The 20,670-nt window shown below is 59.7% G+C and carries 17 protein-coding genes; 7 read left to right on the forward strand and 10 right to left on the reverse strand.

Features of this window, described 5'->3' with window-relative positions; genetic code table 11:
* Nucleotides 1-22 precede the first annotated feature (22 nt).
* Entirely contained in the window at nt 23-790 is a 768-nt protein-coding gene (gene gloB / locus OC445_RS14175) for a hydroxyacylglutathione hydrolase (RefSeq protein ID WP_034126075.1), read from the reverse strand.
* 65 nt (nt 791-855) lie between these two features.
* Here gloB and OC445_RS14180 point away from each other — a divergent pair, with 65 nt between their 5' ends.
* Nucleotides 856-1,614 carry a class I SAM-dependent methyltransferase gene (locus OC445_RS14180; protein WP_054897496.1) on the forward strand — a complete coding sequence of 253 codons (759 nt, stop codon included), beginning with the start codon at nt 856-858 and terminating at the stop codon, nt 1,612-1,614.
* Nucleotides 1,615-1,645: 31 nt separating this feature from the next.
* Entirely contained in the window at nt 1,646-2,098 is a 453-nt protein-coding gene (rnhA, locus tag OC445_RS14185) for a ribonuclease HI (protein ID WP_003173571.1), read from the forward strand.
* Between the two features lie 135 nt (nt 2,099-2,233).
* Here rnhA and OC445_RS14190 read toward each other — a convergent pair whose 3' ends face one another.
* Nucleotides 2,234-2,539, reverse strand: coding sequence for a DUF2388 domain-containing protein (locus tag OC445_RS14190; protein ID WP_054897498.1), 306 nt, complete (start codon nt 2,537-2,539; stop codon nt 2,234-2,236).
* Between the two features lie 202 nt (nt 2,540-2,741).
* Between OC445_RS14190 and dnaQ the strand changes: the two genes are divergently transcribed.
* The 3 genes from dnaQ to OC445_RS14205 all read left to right on the forward strand — a co-directional run bounded on the left by dnaQ (nt 2,742) and on the right by OC445_RS14205 (nt 6,862).
* Complete coding sequence (gene dnaQ / locus OC445_RS14195; protein ID WP_164692278.1) at nt 2,742-3,482, forward strand: DNA polymerase III subunit epsilon; 741 nt, start codon at nt 2,742-2,744, stop codon at nt 3,480-3,482.
* 534 nt (nt 3,483-4,016) lie between these two features.
* Nucleotides 4,017-6,272: an Orn/Lys/Arg decarboxylase N-terminal domain-containing protein gene (locus OC445_RS14200; RefSeq protein ID WP_054920838.1), complete on the forward strand. Its 2,256-nt coding sequence runs from the start codon at nt 4,017-4,019 to the stop codon at nt 6,270-6,272.
* Nucleotides 6,273-6,292: 20 nt separating this feature from the next.
* Nucleotides 6,293-6,862: a GNAT family N-acetyltransferase gene (locus OC445_RS14205; RefSeq protein WP_019820276.1), complete on the forward strand. Its 570-nt coding sequence runs from the start codon at nt 6,293-6,295 to the stop codon at nt 6,860-6,862.
* Nucleotides 6,863-6,961: 99 nt separating this feature from the next.
* Here OC445_RS14205 and OC445_RS14210 read toward each other — a convergent pair whose 3' ends face one another.
* Entirely contained in the window at nt 6,962-7,870 is a 909-nt protein-coding gene (locus OC445_RS14210; protein WP_072448413.1) for a LysR substrate-binding domain-containing protein, read from the reverse strand.
* A 183-nt stretch (nt 7,871-8,053) separates the two neighbouring features.
* On the opposite strand from OC445_RS14210, the gene OC445_RS14215 reads away from it, so the two are divergent.
* On the forward strand, nt 8,054-8,392 hold the full coding sequence (locus OC445_RS14215; protein WP_060772654.1) for a hypothetical protein: 339 nt from the start codon (nt 8,054-8,056) through the stop codon (nt 8,390-8,392).
* 49 nt (nt 8,393-8,441) lie between these two features.
* Here OC445_RS14215 and OC445_RS14220 read toward each other — a convergent pair whose 3' ends face one another.
* Nucleotides 8,442-8,678 (reverse strand): hypothetical protein, encoded by a 237-nt coding sequence (locus OC445_RS14220; RefSeq protein ID WP_054897503.1) that lies wholly within the window; start codon nt 8,676-8,678, stop codon nt 8,442-8,444.
* Between the two features lie 227 nt (nt 8,679-8,905).
* Here OC445_RS14220 and OC445_RS14225 point away from each other — a divergent pair, with 227 nt between their 5' ends.
* Entirely contained in the window at nt 8,906-9,463 is a 558-nt protein-coding gene (locus OC445_RS14225) for an NADPH-dependent FMN reductase (protein WP_003190705.1), read from the forward strand.
* A gap of 123 nt (nt 9,464-9,586) precedes the next feature.
* Here the strand turns inward: OC445_RS14225 and poxB are convergent, their stop codons facing one another.
* The 6 genes from poxB to OC445_RS14255 all read right to left on the reverse strand — a co-directional run bounded on the left by poxB (nt 9,587) and on the right by OC445_RS14255 (nt 20,606).
* Nucleotides 9,587-11,311: a ubiquinone-dependent pyruvate dehydrogenase gene (gene poxB / locus OC445_RS14230; protein ID WP_054897504.1), complete on the reverse strand. Its 1,725-nt coding sequence runs from the start codon at nt 11,309-11,311 to the stop codon at nt 9,587-9,589.
* A gap of 78 nt (nt 11,312-11,389) precedes the next feature.
* Nucleotides 11,390-12,622, reverse strand: coding sequence for an NADH:flavin oxidoreductase/NADH oxidase family protein (locus OC445_RS14235; protein ID WP_034126069.1), 1,233 nt, complete (start codon nt 12,620-12,622; stop codon nt 11,390-11,392).
* Between the two features lie 207 nt (nt 12,623-12,829).
* A complete protein-coding gene (locus tag OC445_RS14240; RefSeq protein WP_003190711.1) occupies nt 12,830-13,324 on the reverse strand; it encodes a DUF934 domain-containing protein in 495 nt (164 codons plus the stop codon).
* Entirely contained in the window at nt 13,308-14,966 is a 1,659-nt protein-coding gene (locus OC445_RS14245; RefSeq protein WP_003190712.1) for a nitrite/sulfite reductase, read from the reverse strand. The genes OC445_RS14240 and OC445_RS14245 overlap by 17 nt, the downstream gene beginning before the upstream one ends.
* Nucleotides 14,967-15,490: 524 nt before the next feature.
* Nucleotides 15,491-15,709, reverse strand: a complete 219-nt coding sequence (locus OC445_RS14250) for a DUF2970 domain-containing protein (protein WP_034126066.1) — start codon at nt 15,707-15,709, stop codon at nt 15,491-15,493.
* A 52-nt stretch (nt 15,710-15,761) separates the two neighbouring features.
* Nucleotides 15,762-20,606: a dermonecrotic toxin domain-containing protein gene (locus OC445_RS14255; RefSeq protein ID WP_220382797.1), complete on the reverse strand. Its 4,845-nt coding sequence runs from the start codon at nt 20,604-20,606 to the stop codon at nt 15,762-15,764.
* Nucleotides 20,607-20,670: the final 64 nt, after the last annotated feature.

Below are 20,670 nucleotides of genomic sequence, written 5' to 3' on the forward strand. Positions count from 1 at the left end.
TTACGTATCAGATTGCATCTGGTTAGAACTTATCTTTCCAAGCCCTCAAGCTAGCAAACACCTCGGCCCCAGAGCGGTTGTCGCGGCCGTTCCGTTCGTCCGCTTTTTGTTTAACGGATGTTTCAGCGGTGCGCAGAAAAGGGTTAGTACGTTTTTCCAGGGCCAGGTTGGAGGGCAGCGTCATCTCGCCACGGGCGCGAAGTTGGGCGACATTTTCCACCCGTTCGGCGATGTCGGCATTGTGCGGTTCCACGGCTTGGGCAAATTTCAAGTTACTTTGCGTGTATTCATGGGTGCAGTACACCTGCGTATCGGCGGGCAGGGCGGCCAGGCGTTCCAGAGAGTTGTACATCTGTTCGGGTGTACCTTCGAACAGGCGACCGCAACCGGCGGCGAACAAGGTATCGCCACACAGCAATACGCCTTGGTGATAAAAGGCGATGTGGCCGAGGGTGTGGCCTGGCACGGCGTACACGTCGAAGTCCCAGCCCAGCACGCGGATATGGTCGTTATCGTGCAAGGCCACATCCCGCGCCGGGATCTTTTCGTTGGCAGGGCCATAAACCTTGGCGCCGGTGGCATTTTTCAGTTGCTCGACACCGCCTACATGATCATGGTGATGATGGGTAACCAGTATGTCGCTGAGGCGCCACTCGGCATTCTGCTTGAGCCAGGCCAGCACTGGCGTGGCATCGCCGGGGTCGACCACGGCGCAGCGCTGGGTCGTAGGGTCTTGTAACAACCAGATGTAGTTGTCGGTAAAGGCGGGTAGGGCACTGATCTGTATCATTCTTCGATTCGCCAAGCTGAACACATTGGTGCATCTTAGAACGTCTAGGCGAGTTGGAGAATGCAATGACTGATAAAGCGTTCGCCCAGGCCGATCCTGAGTGGCTGGCCCTGATCAGCGCGGCCCGCGAATGGTTGTCCGGGCCGATTGGGCAGTTTTTGCTGGAAGAAGAGCGGCGCATGCTCGAAGACGAGCTGGGCCGGTTCTTTGGTGGCTACCTGGTGCATTACGGACCGTCGGCCGACACGCCTCCATCGGCGCCGCAGGTGCAACGCAATGTGCGCCTGGGTGCACCGTTGCCGGGCGTGGAGATCGTCTGCGAGGAACAGGCCTGGCCCTTGAGCGAACACGCCGCCGATGTGGTGGTGTTGCAGCACGGCCTGGATTTCTGCCTGTCGCCCCACGGTTTGTTGCGCGAAGCGGCGAGCAGCGTGCGCCCTGGTGGCCATTTGCTGATTGTCGGCATCAACCCCTGGAGCAGTTGGGGCCTGCGCCGTGTGTTCGCCCATGACGGACTGCGCCAGGCGCGTTGCATCGCGCCATCGCGTGTGGGCGACTGGCTCAACCTGCTGGGCTTCGCGCTGGAGAAACGCCGCTTCGGGTGCTATCGTCCGCCGCTTGCGACTGCCAAGTGGCAGGGCCGTCTGGCCGGTTGGGAACGCCGGGCAGGAGCCTGGCAGCTGTCGGGTGGCGGCTTCTATTTATTGGTCGCACGCAAGATCGTGGTCGGTCTGCGACCGTTGCAGCAAATGCGCCGCGAGCCGATCGGCAAGCTCGTGCCGATGCCGTTGGCCAAGGTCAACCGCGAACAAGGCGAACCGTAAAACCTCTTTTTGATTTCAGGCCGAATAACCGATGACCGATAGCGTAGAACTCTTCACCGATGGCGCCTGCAAAGGCAACCCGGGCCCAGGCGGCTGGGGCGCCTTGCTGGTGTGCAAGGGCGTGGAGAAGGAACTGTGGGGCGGCGAAGCCAATACCACCAATAACCGTATGGAATTGATGGGCGCCATTCGCGGCCTCGAAGAACTCAAGCGGCGTTGCAACGTACTGCTGGTGACCGACTCGCAATATGTGATGAAGGGCATCAACGAGTGGATGGTCAACTGGAAAAAACGCGGCTGGAAAACGGCGGCCAAGGAGCCGGTCAAGAACGCCGACCTGTGGCAATTGCTCGATGAACAGTGCAATCGTCACGACATCACCTGGAAATGGGTACGCGGGCACATCGGCCATCCTGGCAACGAGCGCGCCGACCAGTTGGCCAACCGTGGCGTGGATGAAGTGCGCGGCTACAAGCAGAGCTGAATCAGCGACACCGCGGCGGCCGTTCGAGCCGCTGCTTCACCGCCGCCATTGCGTGTGGCGAATCTACCAGCACGGCATTGAGCTTCAGGCAGGCATACTTTGGCCTGATCACAAAGATGCCGTGAGTGTTGTCGCTTATAGAGCCAGGATTGCACGGGCGAGTTGTTCGTCCGTGCATCGCAGGTCCACTCTTGTCTGGCGAATATGCCGCAAGGCTGACTCCAACTGGACACCGCGTATTGCACCTTCGCTTGCGACAAACGATGCGGCATCGGCCTTGGCCGCCAGCACAATCTTGTCGTCCTTGAAGCTGCTGCTGGTGCCGCCCGTGGCACTCATCGACAGGCTCACCAAGGCGTCAGTGGTCATCACGAAACTGGTGGCTTGCGCACCGGCAGCGCTGAACAGGCAGGGGATGAACAGCCATTTCAGGTTGAACATGAGTCAGTGAATTCCGTATCTGGAGGAGGCGCGCAGGTTAGCGACGAGGGACGTAGAAAACCGCAGCAAGTTTGCGAAACCTTGTAAATAACTGTTGGGTGTCCACCGGTGATTGGGTGCCATGGGCGCTTCGTTTACAGAGCGTGCTAATATCCCGCCCCTTGAACTGTACCGAACCGTTGAGAGCTGAACCCTGATGGCCATCCGATCTGTTGTACTCGATACCGAAACCACCGGCATGCCGGTGACCGATGGTCACCGGATCATCGAAATCGGCTGTGTCGAACTGATGGGGCGCCGCCTGACCGGCCGCCACTTCCACGTCTACCTGCAACCGGACCGCGACAGTGACGAGGGCGCGATTGGCGTCCACGGCATCACTGACGAATTCCTCAAGGGCAAGCCGCGCTTCGCCGAAGTGGCCGATGAGTTCTTCGAATTCATCAATGGCGCCCAGTTGATCATCCATAACGCGGCGTTCGACATCGGCTTCATCAACAACGAATTTGCCCTGATGGGGCAGACTGACCGTGCGGACATCTCCCAGCACTGTACGATCCTCGATACCTTGATGATGGCCCGCGAGCGTCACCCGGGCCAGCGCAACAGCCTCGATGCCTTGTGCAAGCGCTATGGCGTCGACAACTCCGGCCGTGAACTCCACGGCGCCTTGCTTGACTCCGAGATCCTGGCCGACGTTTACCTGACCATGACCGGCGGGCAGACCAGCCTGTCCCTGGCCGGTAATGCATCCGATGGCAGCGGTTCGGCGGAAGGGTCGGGCAACCGCCCTTCGGAAATCCGCCGCTTGCCAGCTGATCGCAAGCCGACGCCGATCATCCGTGCCAGCGAGCAGGACCTGGCCGAGCATGCGGCAAGGCTGGAGGCGATTGCCAAGGCAGCCGGTGCGCCGGCGTTGTGGACTCAACTCACTCAGCAATAACCGCTCATGTAGGAGCAGGCTTGCAGCCATGGGTACTTACACAGTTGCATCTGTGGCGAGGGAGCTTGCTCCCGTGACGGCCTGCCAGCCAACACCTATCTACCTGACGCTGCGCGATCAAACTGTGGGAGCTGGCTTGCCTGCGATAGCGGCCTGCCAGCCAACGCCTATCGACCTGACGCCCCGCGATCAAACTGTGGGAGCGGGCTTGCTCGCGAATGCGGCCTGACAGTCAACACGGTTGGATTGGGTGCATCTCCATTCCTGCGGTAACGGCCCCTTAGCGTTCCGCTCTGACAGCGGGTCACTTTGGAAAAACCGGAGTGCCGGCCCAGTCCACCCACAGTTTGATCGCGGGGTGTCAGGTAGGTATGGCCCAGCTGGCAGGCCGTCACGGGAGCAAGCTCCCTCGCCACAGGTTCAACGCCGTACCGACGGTTATGCAGGTACCTCTCGACCACCTGTGAAATCTTCATTCGCCACTTTTGCTTCCAGCTTCTACCCTTGTGCAAAGCCTCCGGAGTAAGAGTGCTCATGTACAAAGACCTGAAGTTCCCCGTTCTGATCGTGCACCGTGACATCAAGGCCGACACCGTTGCCGGTGACCGGGTTCGAGGCATCGCCAGGGAGTTGGAACAGGAGGGCTTCAGTATTTTTTCTGCGGTGGACTACGCCGAGGGGCGGCTGGTGGCCGCTACCCATCACGGTCTGGCCTGCATGCTGATTGCCGCCGAAGGCGCCGGGGAAAACACCCATCTGTTGCAGAACATGGTGGAGTTGATTCGCTTGGCGCGCCTGCGCGCACCCAACCTGCCGATCTTTGCGCTGGGCGAGCAAGTCACCCTGGAAAACGCGCCCGCCGATGCCATGAGCGAGCTCAACCAGCTGCGCGGCATTCTTTATCTGTTCGAAGACACCGTGCCGTTTCTGGCGCGCCAGGTCGCCCGCGCCGCACGCACGTACCTGGATGGCCTGTTGCCGCCGTTCTTCAAGGCGTTGGTGCAACACACCGCCGATTCCAATTATTCCTGGCACACCCCCGGTCATGGCGGTGGCGTGGCCTATCGCAAAAGCCCGGTGGGGCAGGCGTTTCATCAGTTCTTCGGGGAAAACACCCTGCGCTCTGACTTGTCGGTGTCGGTGCCCGAACTGGGCTCGCTGCTCGATCACACCGGGCCTTTGGCCGAAGCCGAGGCACGCGCCGCGCGCAACTTTGGCGCCGACCATACGTTCTTCGTGATCAACGGCACGTCCACCGCCAACAAGATCGTCTGGCATTCCATGGTGGGGCGCGATGACCTGGTGCTGGTAGACCGCAATTGCCACAAGTCGGTGTTGCATTCGATCATCATGACCGGCGCGATCCCGCTGTACCTGTGCCCGGAGCGCAACGAGCTGGGGATCATCGGCCCGATCCCCCTGGGCGAATTCAGCCCTGAGTCGATCCGCGCCAAGATCGACGCCAGCCCCTTGACCCGTGGGCGACCACCGAAAGTGAAATTGGCGGTGGTGACCAACTCCACCTATGACGGCCTGTGTTACAACGCCGAACTGATCAAGCAGCAACTGGGCAACAGTGTCGAGGTGCTGCATTTTGATGAGGCCTGGTATGCCTACGCCGCCTTTCACGAGTTCTTCGCCGGGCGTTATGGCATGGGTACCTCGCGCACGCCGGACAGCCCCTTGGTGTTCACCACCCACAGTACGCATAAGTTGCTGGCGGCATTCAGCCAGGCGTCGATGATCCACGTACAGGACGGCGGCGCACGGCAACTGGACCGTGACCGCTTCAATGAAGCCTTCATGATGCATATCTCCACCTCGCCGCAATACAGCATCATCGCGTCGCTGGATGTGGCCTCGGCAATGATGGAAGGCCCGGCCGGGCGCTCGCTGCTTCAGGAAATGTTCGACGAGGCCTTGAGTTTTCGTCGCGCCCTGGCCAACTTGCGCCAGCATATCGCGGCGGAAGACTGGTGGTTTTCCATCTGGCAGCCACCCTCGGTCGCGGGTATCGACCGGGTCGCCACTGCGGATTGGCTATTGCACCCTGGGGATGAGTGGCATGGCTTTGGCGACGTTGTTGAAGACTACGTGCTGCTGGACCCGATCAAAGTCACACTGGTGATGCCTGGCCTCAACGCCGGTGGGGCATTGAGCGAGTGTGGGATTCCCGCTGCAGTGGTCAGCAAGTTCCTCTGGGAGCGCGGGCTGGTGGTGGAGAAGACTGGGCTGTATTCGTTTCTCGTGCTGTTTTCCATGGGCATTACCAAAGGTAAATGGAGCACCTTGCTCACCGAGCTGCTGGAGTTCAAGCGTAGCTACGATGCCAATGTCAGCCTGGCCACTTGCTTGCCGTCGGTGTATGCCCAAGGCCCGGCACGTTATCAAGGCCTGGGGCTGCGCGACCTTTGCGACCAGTTGCACAGCTGTTACCGTAGCAATGCCACGGCCAGGCACCTCAAGCGTATGTATACGGTATTGCCGCAAATCGCGATGAAACCCGCCGATGCCTACGACCAGTTGGTCAGGGGCGAGGTGGAGGCGGTCTGCATCGATGCCTTGGCAGGACGCATCGCCGCTGTAATGCTGGTGCCTTACCCGCCGGGCATACCACTGATCATGCCCGGCGAACGCTTCACCGAGTCAACACGTTCAATCATCGATTACCTGGCATTTGCCCGCACGTTCGATAGCAGTTTCCCCGGTTTTGTCGCGGATGTGCATGGGCTGCAACACGAAGATGACGGCAGTGGCCGTCGTTATACCGTCGACTGCATCAAGGGTTAAGGAAGTCTATGCAAGCTGTAATGAACCCGAAGTATCCAGGGCTCAGTGTGCGAGTCGCCGACGAAGGTTTTGACGCCTATGTGTGGGGCAATGATTTCAGCTTTGAAGTCAGTGCCTATGGGGTGCCGCAAATGGGCCAGCGCGTCGAACAATGGCCGGTGGAAAAAGTGCTGCCGTACCGCAAGTGCTATGGCATCGACCCGGAAGAATTCGCCAGTTTTCGTGATGCCGCCGACAGCTCGATCTTCATGGCGTACCTGGATGACCGCGCAGTGGGGCATATCGTGGTCAGCACCAACTGGAACGGTTTCGCCCATGTTGACGAGTTGGCCGTGGCGTTACCGGCGCGCCGACATGGCGTGGCCAAGTCGTTGTTGGACGTGGCGCAGTTCTGGGCCCGCAAGAAGAACCTGCCGGGCATGATGCTTGAGACCCAGAACAACAACCTCGGCGCCTGTCGCCTGTATGAGCGTTGTGGCTATGTAATGGGCGGCATCGATCAACTGCGTTATCGCGGGATTGATCCGCAAACCCGCGAGGTCGCGATTTTCTGGTATCGGTTGTTCAAGGCGCAAGTGGAGGCTGTCTGACCCCTGTAGGCGCGAGCTTGCTCGCGAAAAACGCCAAGGCGCCGCGTTGCATCAGGATGAGCGTGTGATCGTTCACGTTCTTCGCGAGCAAGCTCGCTCCTACGGGGACTTGGTGTCGTTGCCAAGCAGGCTTTCGGCTTTCTGGATGACGATTTCCAGCAGCGCATTCAATGCCGGGGAGGGCGCAGCGTCTTTCAAGGTCAACGCATACAGGCTGACCACTATCGGTGGTGACACCGGGCACGCATCAAGCCCGGACTCGCGTGCACCCAAGGCGGTGAACGGGTCGACAATCGCCAGGCCTTCTCCGGCCTCCACCAGGCCGCGCATCATCGGGTAGGTTTGCACCCGCGTCTGCACCACGGGCAGCGGCCGCAGGGCGTGCAGCTTGGCATCCAGCAAGCGGCTGAGCGGGTCATGGCCTTCAAGGCCGATCAACGACTGGCCGGCCAACTCCTGCAGCGCAATGTATTTTTGCTTGGGCTTGAGCCAGCCATGGGGGGCCAGCAACTGCAATTTGCCTTGGGCCAGCACCGTGCTCTGGATATGGGGATGTTCTGGGTCATGCAGGCTCAGGCCCACATCGGCTTCATGCAACAGCAGGCTGTTGATGATCTCGCCAACTGGCTGGCTCGACAGGTTGCACGGCATGTCCTGGAAACGTCGACGCAGTGCAGCAATGCTCTGCGGCAACAGTTGGTTGGCCAGCGGCGGCGTGCAGAGCGCGCGCAGGGGCGGCGCATGATGGTGTTTCAAGCGGCTGGCAAGGCGTTGCAACGGCTCCAGGGCTTCATACAGAGCAGTGATTTGTGCCTGCAATTCCAGGGTTTCCCGGGTGGCCTGCAAACGCCCGCGCACGCTGGCGAACAGCATGAAGCCCAATTGCTGCTCAGCGTCCTTGAGAGTGGCGTCTACTTCGCCCACGGGGAGTTGCAACCACTCGGCGGCGGTGCCGAGGTGGCCGGTCTGCAAGATGGCCTGAATCACTTCGATATGACGTAAACGCATGGCCGGAGTCTATGTGCAGTGCGCAGGGGATTCAATGGCGCAGGCCTTCGTGCGCAAAAAAGACTGCCGGGGTCGTCCCGGCCTATGGCGCTCAGCCAGGACCCCATTAGAATGGCGGGTCCGATCAGCAACGACCCCTGCCGGTTTCCCGGTACTTAAAATAAAAAACAGGTCTGGTCTCATATGCCTCTACCCTCGACGTTCTTCGGGGTAACGGCCAAGCAACTCGTGGTCATGGTGACCGTGGGAGGCCTGGCGGCTTACTTCTTCAATCATCAGGATGAACCGACGCCGGACAATCTCGCACTGGAAGCCTTTATTCGCTCCCAGCAACAGGTGGGCGAGCAAGTGGGCGCAGTCGTGGGGATCACCCTGGTCAGGGAGGTGGAGGCTTACCCCGCGTACAATGCGGCAGGTTACAAGCGTTCGATGTTTACCGTGCAAGGGGAGCACGGCCAGGTGCTGGTGACGCTCAAGCAAGACGAGCAGGGCATAGAGGTGACGCAGATCCGCCGCCCATGAACGTCCCCAGCCCAGCCGCCAGGACTGAGCAGGTGAACAAGGCAAGCGCTTACGATGCCAGAGTGGTTTCGGACTCGCGCACGAGAATGGTGCCCGACTGGATCAGTTTGAATTCATCACCTTCCAGCTTTTCTACACGGTCGCCAATGGCCAGCTTGTAGGTCGTGGTGGGCGTCGATCCGGGCAGGTCGCCTTGCGCCGGGTTGGATTCCTGAAACTCATGCACCGAATAAACGCGGCCTTCCGCGTCTCTGGCATGAAACTGTCCAACAAGTACTGCAGCCATCTGTTTAGAACCTCTGGAGATAAACACTCGATTTGCGGTTCTGTAGACCGTCAGGGAGCGGGGTAGTTTACCTATAAGAAAAAAATACTATTCGCTGATATTTTCAGACGCTTCCTACGCAAGTGCTTGCAAGGAAAACGGCGAGGGAATCCGCACAACCCTCTGGTGAACGCGTCGCGAAGCCTCTATAACTACAGGCTCCTTTATTCAGAAGTCGGGAAACCTCAATGAGCAAGGTCTACACGATTGCCGTCCTGGTGGGCAGCTTGAGAAAAGAGTCGATCAACCGCAAGGTCGCCCTGGCCCTGGCCGAACTGGCCCCTGCCAATCTCAAGTTGAACATTGTTGAAATCGGCGACTTGCCGCTCTACAACGAGGACATCGACGGTGCAACTCCGCCCGCAGCCTACAGTACTTTCCGCAAACAAGTGAGTTCATCCGACGCGGTGCTGTTCGTCACCCCCGAATACAACCGCTCCGTGCCGGCGGCCTTGAAAAATGCCATTGACGTGGGCTCGCGCCCATATGGGCAGAGCGCCTGGAGTGGCAAGCCGGGGGCGATCATCAGCGTGTCGCCGGGTGCCATTGGCGGCTTTGGCGCCAACCACCATTTGCGCCAGTCCCTGGTGTTCCTGGATGTGTGGTGCATGCAACAGCCGGAAGCCTATCTGGGCGGGGCAGGCAGTGTGTTCGATGAGGCGGGGAAGGTGTCGGACAAGACCAAGCCGTTCCTGCAGGCATTCATCGATGCCTACGGCAAGTGGGTAGAAAAGCAGAAAGGCTGAAATTAGCCCGGCACCTGTAGGAGCGAGCTTGCTCGCGAAAAACTCGACGACAACGCGTTCATTCAGGATGTCAGCGTTACCGTTAGCGATCTTCGCGAGCAAGCTCGCTCCTACAGTAGGGGGTTATCGCAACCAGTTGGTGCGTGCCAGTTCGATAACCTCATCGCCACGCCCGCTCATCACCGCCTTGAGCATGTACAGGCTGAACCCCTTGGCCTGTTCCAGCTTGATGCTCGGCGGCATCACCAGTTCCTGAGTCGCGGTCACCACATCCACCAACACCGGGCCATCGTGGGCCAGGGCTCGGCGCAGTGCCGGCTCCAAGTCTTCGGATTGCTCCACACGTATGCCCAAAATGCCCATGGCATTGGACATGGCCGCGAAGTCCGGGTTTTTCAGCTCGGTGCCGGTGTCCAGGTAACCCGCAGCCTTCATCTCCATCGCGACAAAGCCCAGGGACGAATTGTTGAACACCACGAGTTTGACCGGCAATTGCAGTTGCGCCAGGGAAATGAAATCCCCCATCAACATGGTGAAACCACCGTCCCCGGACATCGAGATCACCTGTCGTCCAGGGAACGCCGCCTGAGCGCCGATAGCCTGAGGCATGGCGTTGGCCATCGAGCCATGGTTGAACGAGCCGATCAGCCGGCGCTTGCCGTTCATCTTCAGATAACGCGCCGCCCACACGGTGGGTGAGCCGACATCGGCGGTAAAGATCGCATCATCATCGGCCAGTTCGCTGAGCAAGCGCGCCACATACTGGGGATGGATTGGCCGGCCGGCCTTGGACGGTTGCGCCAGGTCATCCAGGCCTTGGCGGGCTTTTTCGTAGTGCTTGAGGGAGGTTTCGAGGAAGCTGCGATCGGTCTTGCGGGTCAGGCGCGGCAACAGCGCGTCGATGGTTTCACTGACGTCGGCGGCGATGCCCAGGTCCAGGGTCGCACGGCGCCCCAGGGCTTGGGGGTTGCGGTCCACCTGGATGATCCTGGCGTCGGTCGGGTAGAACTGGCGATAAGGGAAGTCGGTGCCGAGCATGACCAAGGTGTCGCAATCGAGCATGGCGTGGTAGCCGGAGCTGAAACCGATCAGGCCGGTCATGCCGACGTCGAACGGGTTATCCCACTCCACGTGCTCCTTGCCCCGCAGTGCGTGCACCACCGGCGCGCCGAGGGCGTCGGCCAGCGCCACCACTTGATCGTGGGCACCGGCACAGCCGCTGCCACACAGCAGGGTGACTTTCTCGCTGCTCTGGAGCATGTCGGTGAGGCGCTGCAAGTCCTGCTCAATCGGCACGGTGCGCGGTGCGTGCAAGGCCGGCCACGGCTTGAGCTTATCTTCCACCTCCAACAGCGACACATCCCCCGGAATCACCACCACCGCCACGCCTCGGTTGAGGATCGCCGAACGCATGGCACGGTGCAGCACCTGAGGCATCTGCTCGGGGTTGCTCACCAGCTCGATAAAGTGGCTGCATTCCTTGAACAGCTCCTGGGGATGGGTTTCCTGAAAGTAATTCAGGCCAACCTCCGAGGACGGAATTTGCGCGGCAATCGCCAGCACCGGCACATGGTTGCGATGGCAATCGAACAAACCATTGATCAAATGCAGGTTACCCGGCCCGCAACTGCCGGCGCACACCGTCAACTCGCCGGTGGCCGCCGCTTCGGCACCGGCAGCGAAGGCGGCGACCTCCTCGTGGCGCACATGCATCCACTCGATGCTGTCCATGCTGCGCAGGGCGTCGGTCAGGCCATTGAGGCTGTCGCCGGTGAGCCCCCAGATACGCTTGATACCCGCTTGTTCCAGGGTAGTCGCCAACTGCTGGGCCAGGTTGATTTTCGCCATGAGGAACTCCAATCGTCAGTGAGGTTGAAAAACTGCTGATCAGTAGGGGACAGTTCAATCACGGCGAATGCTCCGCCATTAATGTGAAGATTGCGTCATGCTCGCGCGATACTGCCGCGTACGCCGCGCGATAAACCACTGGTCACAGGCCAATGCCAGCCAGGGCGCAACGTTGGGGTTGGGCAGACGGCCGCGGCTCAGGCGACGCATCTGGTCGCGCACCACGGCGAGGGTGGCGAGGGCGGCCAGCGGTTTGCGCTTCCATTCCATGGGCCGCAGTTGTGGGTTGAGGTCGCGACCTTCACGCCACTGTTTGATCAGTTGCGGCTCCAGGGTCAGGGCGGTGGCGATGCCGGCCATGGCGATGCCGCTGTCCAATACTTGCTGGACCACCGGCAAGCGGCGAATACCTCCGGTCACCATCAGTGGCATGGTGGCGATGCTCGCCATTTGCGTGGCGAAATCCAAAAAGTAGGCTTCACGGGCCAAGGTGCGGCCGTCCCGCGCTTCACCTTGCATGGCCGGCGCTTCATAGCTGCCGCCGGACAACTCAAGCAAATCGATCGGCAGTGTATTGAGCATTTCCACTACAGCGCGTGCATCGGTCTCATCGAAGCCGCCGCGCTGGAAGTCTGCGGAATTGAGCTTTACCGACACACAAAATGAAGGGCTGACATTGGCCCGCACGGCACGGATGACTTCTAGCAGCAGGCGTGCCCGGTTTTCCAGGGAGCCGCCCCAACGGTCGGTGCGATGGTTGCTCAAGGGCGAGAGGAACTGACTCAACAAATAGCCATGGGCGCCGTGGATCTGCACCCCGGTGAACCCGGCTTGCTCGGCCAGGCGGGCGCTGGTGGCGAAGCGCTTGATGACGTCCTGGATGTCGTCTTCGGTCATGGCCTTGGGTTTGGCGAACATCTTGGAAAAACTGCCCACATCCAGCGCAATAGCCGAGGGTGCCAACGCTTGTTGACCGAGGTTGGCCATGGTCTGGCGGCCCGGATGGCTGAGCTGTACCCAGAAGTGCACACCTTTGGCCCGGGCTACGTCGGCCCATTCACGAAAACTGGCCAGGTGTTGCTCGTTTTCCAGCGCGACACCGCCAGGGCCGGTCATGGCGCGGCGGTCGATCATCACGTTACCGGTCAACAGTAAGCCGGGCTCGCCGTCGGCCCAGGTCTTGTATAGCTGCTTCAATGCTTTGGACGGTGCCTGATGCAGGTCCGCCATATTCTCTTCCATCGCGGCCTTGGCGATGCGGTTGGCGATGACTTGGCCGTTGGGCAGTTGCAGCGATTCGAACGGTGACATGGGTTAACTCCTGAGCAGGGGAGGTCTCAGGCTAAGCTTAAAGTTAACTTTAATGTCAAGCGGCAGTCGATCACACAGGATTGACGGGCGACGGAACTGTAGGAGCGAGCTTGCTCGCGAAGAACGCGAGGGCGCCGCTACAGCCAGGCGACCTGCGTTATCGTTCAGGTTTTTCGCGAGCAAGCTCGCTCCTACAGGGACAAGGTGTCAGCGGCGGCGGAACAGCGGCAGTGGTTCATCGGTGGCCGCTTGATAGGTCACCGAGAAATCCTTGAGACTTTCCAGCGCTTCGTACGGGTCTTTGTCCGCGCGCAAGGCGAAGGCATCGAACCCGCAGCGGTGCAGGTAGAACAACTGGTCACGCAGCACGTCGCCAATGGCCCGCAGTTCACCCTTGTAGCCATAACGGTCACGCAGCAGGCGGGCGTTGGAGTAGTTGCGCCCGTCGGTGAAGGCCGGGAAGTTCAGGGCGATGACCTGAAAATGCTGCACGTCATCACCGATTTCTTCGGCTTCTTCATCGGCGTCCAGCCATACACCCAAACCGCCGTCGCGGGCCTTGAGGGCGTGGCCGTGCTCGCGCCACAGGGCCAGCGGCACGATCAGGTCGTCGCAGTTGGAGATGCCGTCGAAGCTCGCGTCCTTGGGCAGCAGGTGCCAGGTTTCGTCGACGACTGCGTTGTTCTTAATGATTCGCTGCATAGACACGCTCCTTGAACAGGTCGATGCCGATGCGCTGGTAGGTGTCGATGAAGCGCTCATCTTCGGTACGCTGTTCGATATACACGTCGATCAGCTTGCCGATCACCTCCGGCATGGCTTCCTGGGCGAAGGATGGGCCGAGGATCTTGCCCAGGCTCGCATCGCGGCTGGCGCTGCCACCCAGGGACACTTGGTAGAATTCTTCGCCTTTCTTGTCCACGCCCAGGATGCCGATGTGGCCGACGTGGTGGTGACCACAAGCGTTCATGCAACCGGAGATGTTCAGGTCCAGCTCGCCGATATCGAACAGGTAATCCAGGTCGTCGAAACGGCGTTGGATCGACTCCGCAATCGGGATCGACTTGGCGTTGGCCAGGGAGCAGAAGTCGCCGCCCGGGCAGCAGATGATATCGGTCAGCAGGCCGATGTTCGGCGTAGCAAAGCCGCCTTCGCGCAGTTCGCCCCACAGGGTGAACAGTTGGCTCTGTTCAACGTCCGCAAGAATGATGTTCTGCTCGTGGGAGGTGCGCAGTTGGCCGAAGCTGTAGCGCTCGGCCAGGTCGGCGACCGCGTCCAGTTGCTTGTCGGTGATGTCGCCAGGTGCAACGCCGGTGGGCTTGAGCGACAGGGTCACTGCCACGTAGCCGGGCTTCTTGTGCGCCAGCGTATTGCGCGTGCGCCAGCGGGCGAAGCCTGGGTGTTGCTGGTCGAGTGCGGCCAACTCGGCGTCCTGATTGCTCAGGGCCTTGTACTCAGGGTCGACGAAGTGCTTGGCGACGCGGTGCACTTCGGCTTCGGTCAGGGTGGTCTGGCCGCCGCGCAGATGTTCCATTTCGGCATCGACTTTCTGGGCAAACACCTCAGGGGTCAGCGCCTTGACCAGGATCTTGATCCGGGCCTTGTACTTGTTGTCGCGACGGCCATAGCGGTTGTAGACCCGCAGGATGGCGTCGAGGTAGCTCAACAGGTCCTGCCATGGCAGGAACTCGTTGATGAACGCACCGACCACCGGCGTACGACCAAGGCCGCCACCCACCAGCACACGGAAGCCCAGCTCGCCTGCAGCGTTGTACACCGGCTCCAGGCCGATATCGTGGACTTCGATGGCGGCGCGGTCCGAGGTCGAGCCATTGATGGCGATCTTGAACTTGCGTGGCAGGTAGGCGAACTCAGGGTGGAAGGTAGTCCACTGGCGCACGATTTCGCACCACGGCCGTGGGTCGATCAACTCGTCGGCAGCGACGCCGGCAAATTGGTCGGTGGTCACGTTGCGCAGGCAGTTACCGCTGGTCTGAATGGCGTGCATCTGCACGGTAGCCAGTTCAGCCAGGATATCCGGCACATCTTCCAGGGCCGGCCAGTTGAACTGCACGTTCTGGCGGGTGCTGATATGGGCATAGCCTTTGTCGAAGTCGCGGGCGATCTTGGCCATCATTCGCGTCTGGCGCGACGTCAGTTGGCCATAGGGCACGGCCACCCTCAGCATCGGCGCAAAGCGCTGAACGTAAAGGCCATTTTGCAGGCGCAGAGGGCGGAACTCTTCTTCGCTCAGTTCACCTGCTAAGTAGCGTCGGGTCTGATCACGGAACTGCTTGACGCGGTCCTCGATGATGCGCTGATCGTATTCGTCGTATACGTACATATAGGTCCTGTTCTCGGCAAATCTGCGCGCACGGCCGCGCACTCCCAACGGAGCCGGCGCACGATACCAGTTTGCGTATATGCGCAAAAGTGATGTTTGGGTATATGCACATAACCAAACTGACTAATGAGAACAGTTATCGCGATACCCACATTTGTCATGGGGGCAAGACTGGTCTTTACTGTGGACGAGTCTTAGTGCAGTCACCTATAAAACCGACAAGAGGCGATGCGATGAGTAATTCCACCAAAGCCCGTAAACCTGACAGTACCGTTGATGCCTGGGCCATTTTGTTTCTGATTATTCTCGTGGTCGGCACCGCTGTATTTTGGGTCAGCCACCAGTAATAAAACCGTTGATTGAGCAGCGATTGGTTGTCGAGTAGCCAAGATGATGGCGGTCGATATTCAAGGTTTATCTGAGCGCCTGCATTTGTCAGCGCCGCCAGCGCCGGTGGATTCCGTGCGCTGGCGGTCGTTGGCAAACCGGCGTCCTGTTTATGCGTTCAGTCTGCATCGGCGGCGTTAAACACCGGCCAGGTACAGCACCAGCTTGACGATGCCAAACAGCGTCAACGCAAACACCACCGTGAATGCAACGCCCAGGATCACAAAGTGGCTGGGTTTGCCATGGGTGAAATCGCGGGCGCGATTCTTGCCGCTTTGCACACCGAACGCGGCGGCCGTCACGCTGTGCAGCATCTGCCGGAAGGTCGGTGGTTTGTCATCGATTGGATCGTCCATAAACCCCTCGTCAACAAGGTTCTCATGCAGAGTATAGACAGTCTGTCGAGGCTCATTTGGAAGCCAGTACCTCCAACCCCAGGAATAGCCGCTGATCAAGCGGTGGCTTGATCTCGGCTTTCTCCAGGTTGACCACGGCGCGGTTGTCGGCACGCGCCTGTTCAATCAGTTCCCGGCGCGTATATCGCTGTTCACTCGGGGTTTTAAGGTGACCGAAATCAGGTTGGGAGGGCGCTTGATCGACGGCCGAATAATGAAAATGCGCGTACCACAAAACATTGTCCTTTCCCTTTATACCCGCCCTGATTTTGCTTTTATCGCGTACTGCATACTCGGTGAGAAAGTCACCGGCCTTCAACGGCACGCGGCTCTTCACCAGGTTGATATCGACAAAACCGTGTTTCCACAAGTAATCGACGTGGGAGGCTTTGGGGCGTTGCAACTTGTACCCTTCGCTGCAACGCTCACGTGCCTGTTGCGTTGCCTCGGCCGCCAGGCTGCGGTACTGATCGATCAACGTGCGAGCGCCGGGATCGTTGGCGTGATCGCGCTGGAGTTCTTCGGCAAGGGTTGTGAACTTCGCTGCGTGCTGGGTCAGTATCACATCCCACTCAAGGGGATCGAGGCTTTCCAGTCGGCCCGGGTCGCGTAACTTTCGTTGTTGGAAGGCGATGCTGCTGTCAATGCCGGTGCGCTCGTCCCTGACGGTTTGCGCCTGTGCTTCTATGGTCTTCAGCGAACGCTTGATTGCCGTCGGCGCGGGCGCTGAGGGCCCGACCTCTTCAACCACGTTCCATACACCTTCGCCGGGGTGTTCAAGGTAGGTGGCGAGGGTTTTTCCGGTGAGCGGGTCCTTGATATCGACGAAGTTACCCGGTGTGTCGCGCTGGGTAGGGCGCACTTCACCCACCAGGGTCCTGCGGTCACGGGTCTTGATCACTCTTCGGTTCGGTGCTTTCTGCCGTGTGATGCGCTCGGGCGTTGGCAGTGGCGCGAAGCCTTCTTCCACCAGAATCAAATTGGCCAACTGCGCCTCAAGGCTGGTGCGGGCATAAGCCAGATAGTCCAGAAACGGTTGGCGATGCTCCTCGCGAATGAAGCCGGAATTCATTTCAGCCAGCGACGTGACAGCGTTTTCCAATTGCTCATATCGCTCCAGAACGTCCTTGAGGACGTCGATCTGCTCTCGGGCCGAATAGCCGGTAGTGGTGAGCATTTCCGTATGCGCCATCAAGCTGGTTGCGGTTCTCTTGTCGGTCAGCTCGCGTACGAATGGAAATTCCGTTGGGTTGCGCGAGTCATTCATGCGATTGAACACCAAGTCCATGAACACCAGCAGGGCATGCTGTTTGATCGCGACCGAGCGGATGTTTTGGTCAGAGGGCTTGCCTTGCAAGAGTATCTGGCGCAGGGCCGGGTCTGCCTCTTTGAGTAACGTCTCGATCTTTTCAGCGGGCTCGACCATTTCCGTAAGCGCGGCAAGCTGGCGTTTTTTGGTGATGATGTAGTCGTCGTAGGCGTCGCTGATGTTTTGCGGCAGCTCCCGTGATGCGCGGGCGCTGAGTTCAGCGTCGGTTTCGCCACGATCGGTTTCCAGGGCGTCTGCCATTTTTTGCGACACCGATTCGTAGATGCCTGCCCAGAAGTCAAAATTGCTTTTGCTTGCCCTGTTTCGCTCCCTTACATAAGTGGGGTCAGTCCTGTCGACAGCCATCAGTTCGCTGGTCTTGGCTTCGACTTTTTTCATCAGCGTCATTACCTCGCGGCCGTACTGCTGGAAGTTATCGAGGGCGATATTCCACTGCGTCCTGGCTTGGGCCGCCGCGACGCGCCGTTTCTCATGACGGATAAGAACTTCTGCGTGCAACTTCGGTATGTTCGCGGAACTGGCCAGCAATAACCAATCCTTGCGCAGGCTTTTGCTTTGTTCAACAAGTTGGGCACGGGCTGCGTTCAGAGTGCTTTGTAGCGAAAGCGAAGTGGGTATCAGCGAGAATATTTCGGCATTCAGTGCTTGCAATTCGGCCTTTAACACACCCAGTTTTTCGGCACGTTCCTTCTGCCATTTACTCAAGCGTTCCCGGGGCATTCCGCCCTCCAGCCTGGCGTGAGTGTCCAGGCGCCAGTGCCCCTGGTGGTCGCTTATCAGCTTGAAACCGGGGTGTTGCGGATATTGCGGGTGTACCAGATAGACCTCGTTGAATCCCGGCACCACATTGACCTGGAACAGCAACCCGCCGAGGCTGGCGTGCCAGGTGCCATTTATGCGGTAAAGGCCTTTGAGCGGGCCGCTGCCTTGCGCAGTCGGCAAGGGTTCAGGCCATGGCACATTGATGTCCAGCATCGCCCTCAGTCGTTCGCTTGCGTGTGGGCTTGCCAGCGAGCGAATGAAGTCCAGGGCGGTGTGGCCTGATGCCGGGGGTTCTCCCGGCAATGACACTGCGCCAGAACGTATCACTGGCGCATCCTGTGGTGGCGGCAGGCCTGGTGCACGGCGCCAGGTTTCAAGGCGCAACGCGCTGTCGGTTGCACTCGGTGGCGACAACGGTTTGGCAGAAGGCGATGCGCCATGCAGCAACACCATCGCAGTATTGAGCAGCAGATCAATCAGCGCCAACTCGCGGGTGGTGGGATCGTTGCTGTCCAGGCCCGCCAAGTCCTGCTCCAGGCTGGCAACCAGCACCAGGAACCAGCCGGCCAACATGGCTGGGCCCTGTACCAAGGGCAGCAGCAGTGTATTGAACAACAACCAGGCACCCTCCATCACAATGGCCCATCGGCTTTCGGTGTTGGAGATCGACTCGCGGTCCGCCAGGTCGACCAGTGCCCGTGCGGTGCTGCCAAACAGATGGTTGGGCAGTTGGCCGTTGAGCTGGGACTGGAGCCATTCACCGGCGCCGTCATCGACGGCCAGGGTCGCGGGCGCTGGTTTCTCGGGTCGGTTGAACTCGTCGCCGGGCAAGAAACGGATGATGTGCGGCTCTTTGATGCCGCCGTGTGCATAGATGGGGCGCGCCTTGTCCGACAGCCAGGTCAGCACGCTGTCCTGCAACGCACCCGGTTCGGCGATGGCCTCCAGCAACGCCTGGCGCGTGGGGTATTCGTTGAGGGACTCGGCGTACAGCGGTCGGTACAGCAAGTGTGGGCCGACCTGGGAGTCGCGAGGCTCAATGATAAACATATTATTCACTTCGTCCGGCGTGGCCCCGGCTTTACGGCACAACGCCAGGGGGCGCAGGACGATTTCCTGATCGTTGACGAGTCTGAGCGAAGGCGTTTCTCCCATGAGCGCCTTGACATACTGATAACCCGTCACGGTCATGCCATGCTGCTGGCGGACCTTGAATTCCAGCGCCTGCATCGGCAGATGAGCCTTCAGTTCGCGAGTAAACAGCAACTCGCGGCGACGCGCCTCGACGGTATCGGACAGCAACAGATCTTTGAGGGCATTAGGGTAGGTGGTGCCGATATCGACGCGCTGGATCAGGCCGTTGCTGCCCATCAGATAGTCTTCATTCAACCAGCCAGGCAGTGGCGTGGCTGTTGTGGAAGACAGCTTCAACGTACCTTTGGGCTTGCCGGCCAGATTCTTCAGGGCCAGCTCCGTCAGCGACATGCGCACGTGTTCGATGATTCCCGCGCCGCCCGGATAACCTGCCGCTACCGCAAAGTCCAACAGCACCGCATCAGGGTCGAAATCGCCGTGATCGGTTTGCATCTGCTTGCGCAATGCGCTGCGGCTGAATGTGTGGATGTTTTCAATACCCTCGTTGAATGATCGCCCCTGGTTTTTTTGCAGAGCATGCGCCATATCCTGCAAGTGGCGGTGATAGGCGAAACGATCCGCGGGCTCGGCTTGCTTGAGCCATTGCGGCAGTTGCTGGCTCACAGTGCCAAGGCGCTCGGTGTCGGGCAACTTGATGTCGGTAAAATACCTGGCCGGGTTGGTGATCATGTCCAGGCGTTGATCGAGTTCTTTTTCGTCTTGCCCCTGGAACGATAGGGCTGCCAGGTCTTCGAGTTGTTGGTTGAGGATCAGCCCGGCCTGTTGTTCAAACACGTTGGCGGCAGTTTCGTTGCGTTGCCAAGTGAGGCTGTCGAACTGAAACTCGCGTTGCATCCTGCTCCCCCAGGCCTGGCTGAACGCCTCCAGCGAATCAAACGCCTGGATTGCGCCGGCTACGCTGTAGAGCAACACCTGTTTATCGCGTACCAATAACAGGTCCGGGGTCAATACCCGCACCGTCTTGCCGAGGCGGGTGAGTGTGCTCTCGATGAAATATACATAGGTGGCGGGTGAGGAACGGGGCAGGCGCTCACGTTGCGCTGGCCAGGCGGCGACTACCGCCAGAATATCGCGCTGCACGTCGCTCAGCGGTGACTGGCTGGCCGCAGTGGCAATCATCTGACCATTGAGAAACTCTGCAAGCCACTGCCAGCGGCTGTTGCCATGATTGTCGACCTGGCTCCAGTAGTCGGCCAGATCGTGTTGCATGTACAAGTAAAGGGACGCGGGAAATTCGTCAAGAATCTGGGCGACCACCTGCATGTCGAGCGGCTGGCCATCCCCGGTCTTGAGCGCGGCGGGGGGCTGTGTCGTGAGGAAGTACGGACGCTCGCGTACGGCGCGCAGGTCAAGTAACTGTGGGTTCAGTACATGGGCGACAGCCACCTCCATGAGTGCGGGGTAGGTGTATTCGCCATTGGGCTGAGGGCTGGCCAGTTTGACCGCAAGCCAGTCGAGGTCCAGCGACGGGTAGTGCTCCAGCATCCGGCTGCGCAATGCCTTGAAGACGACGGAATACAGCGCCGGCCGCGTAGCGAAGCGCTCATGCACTGCCTGGGCGGGCAGTTGGCGAAAGGCTGAGTTTGACGAGGGAGTATTGGGTTCGGTCATGATGACATGCGTTTCCTGTATAAAACCGGTTGTGCTGAGCTGCCGGTTCAGCGGACCGAGAATC

This window comes from Pseudomonas sp. Pse35, from assembly GCF_024519715.1.
Taxonomy (GTDB): Bacteria; Pseudomonadota; Gammaproteobacteria; order Pseudomonadales; family Pseudomonadaceae; genus Aquipseudomonas; species Aquipseudomonas paracarnis.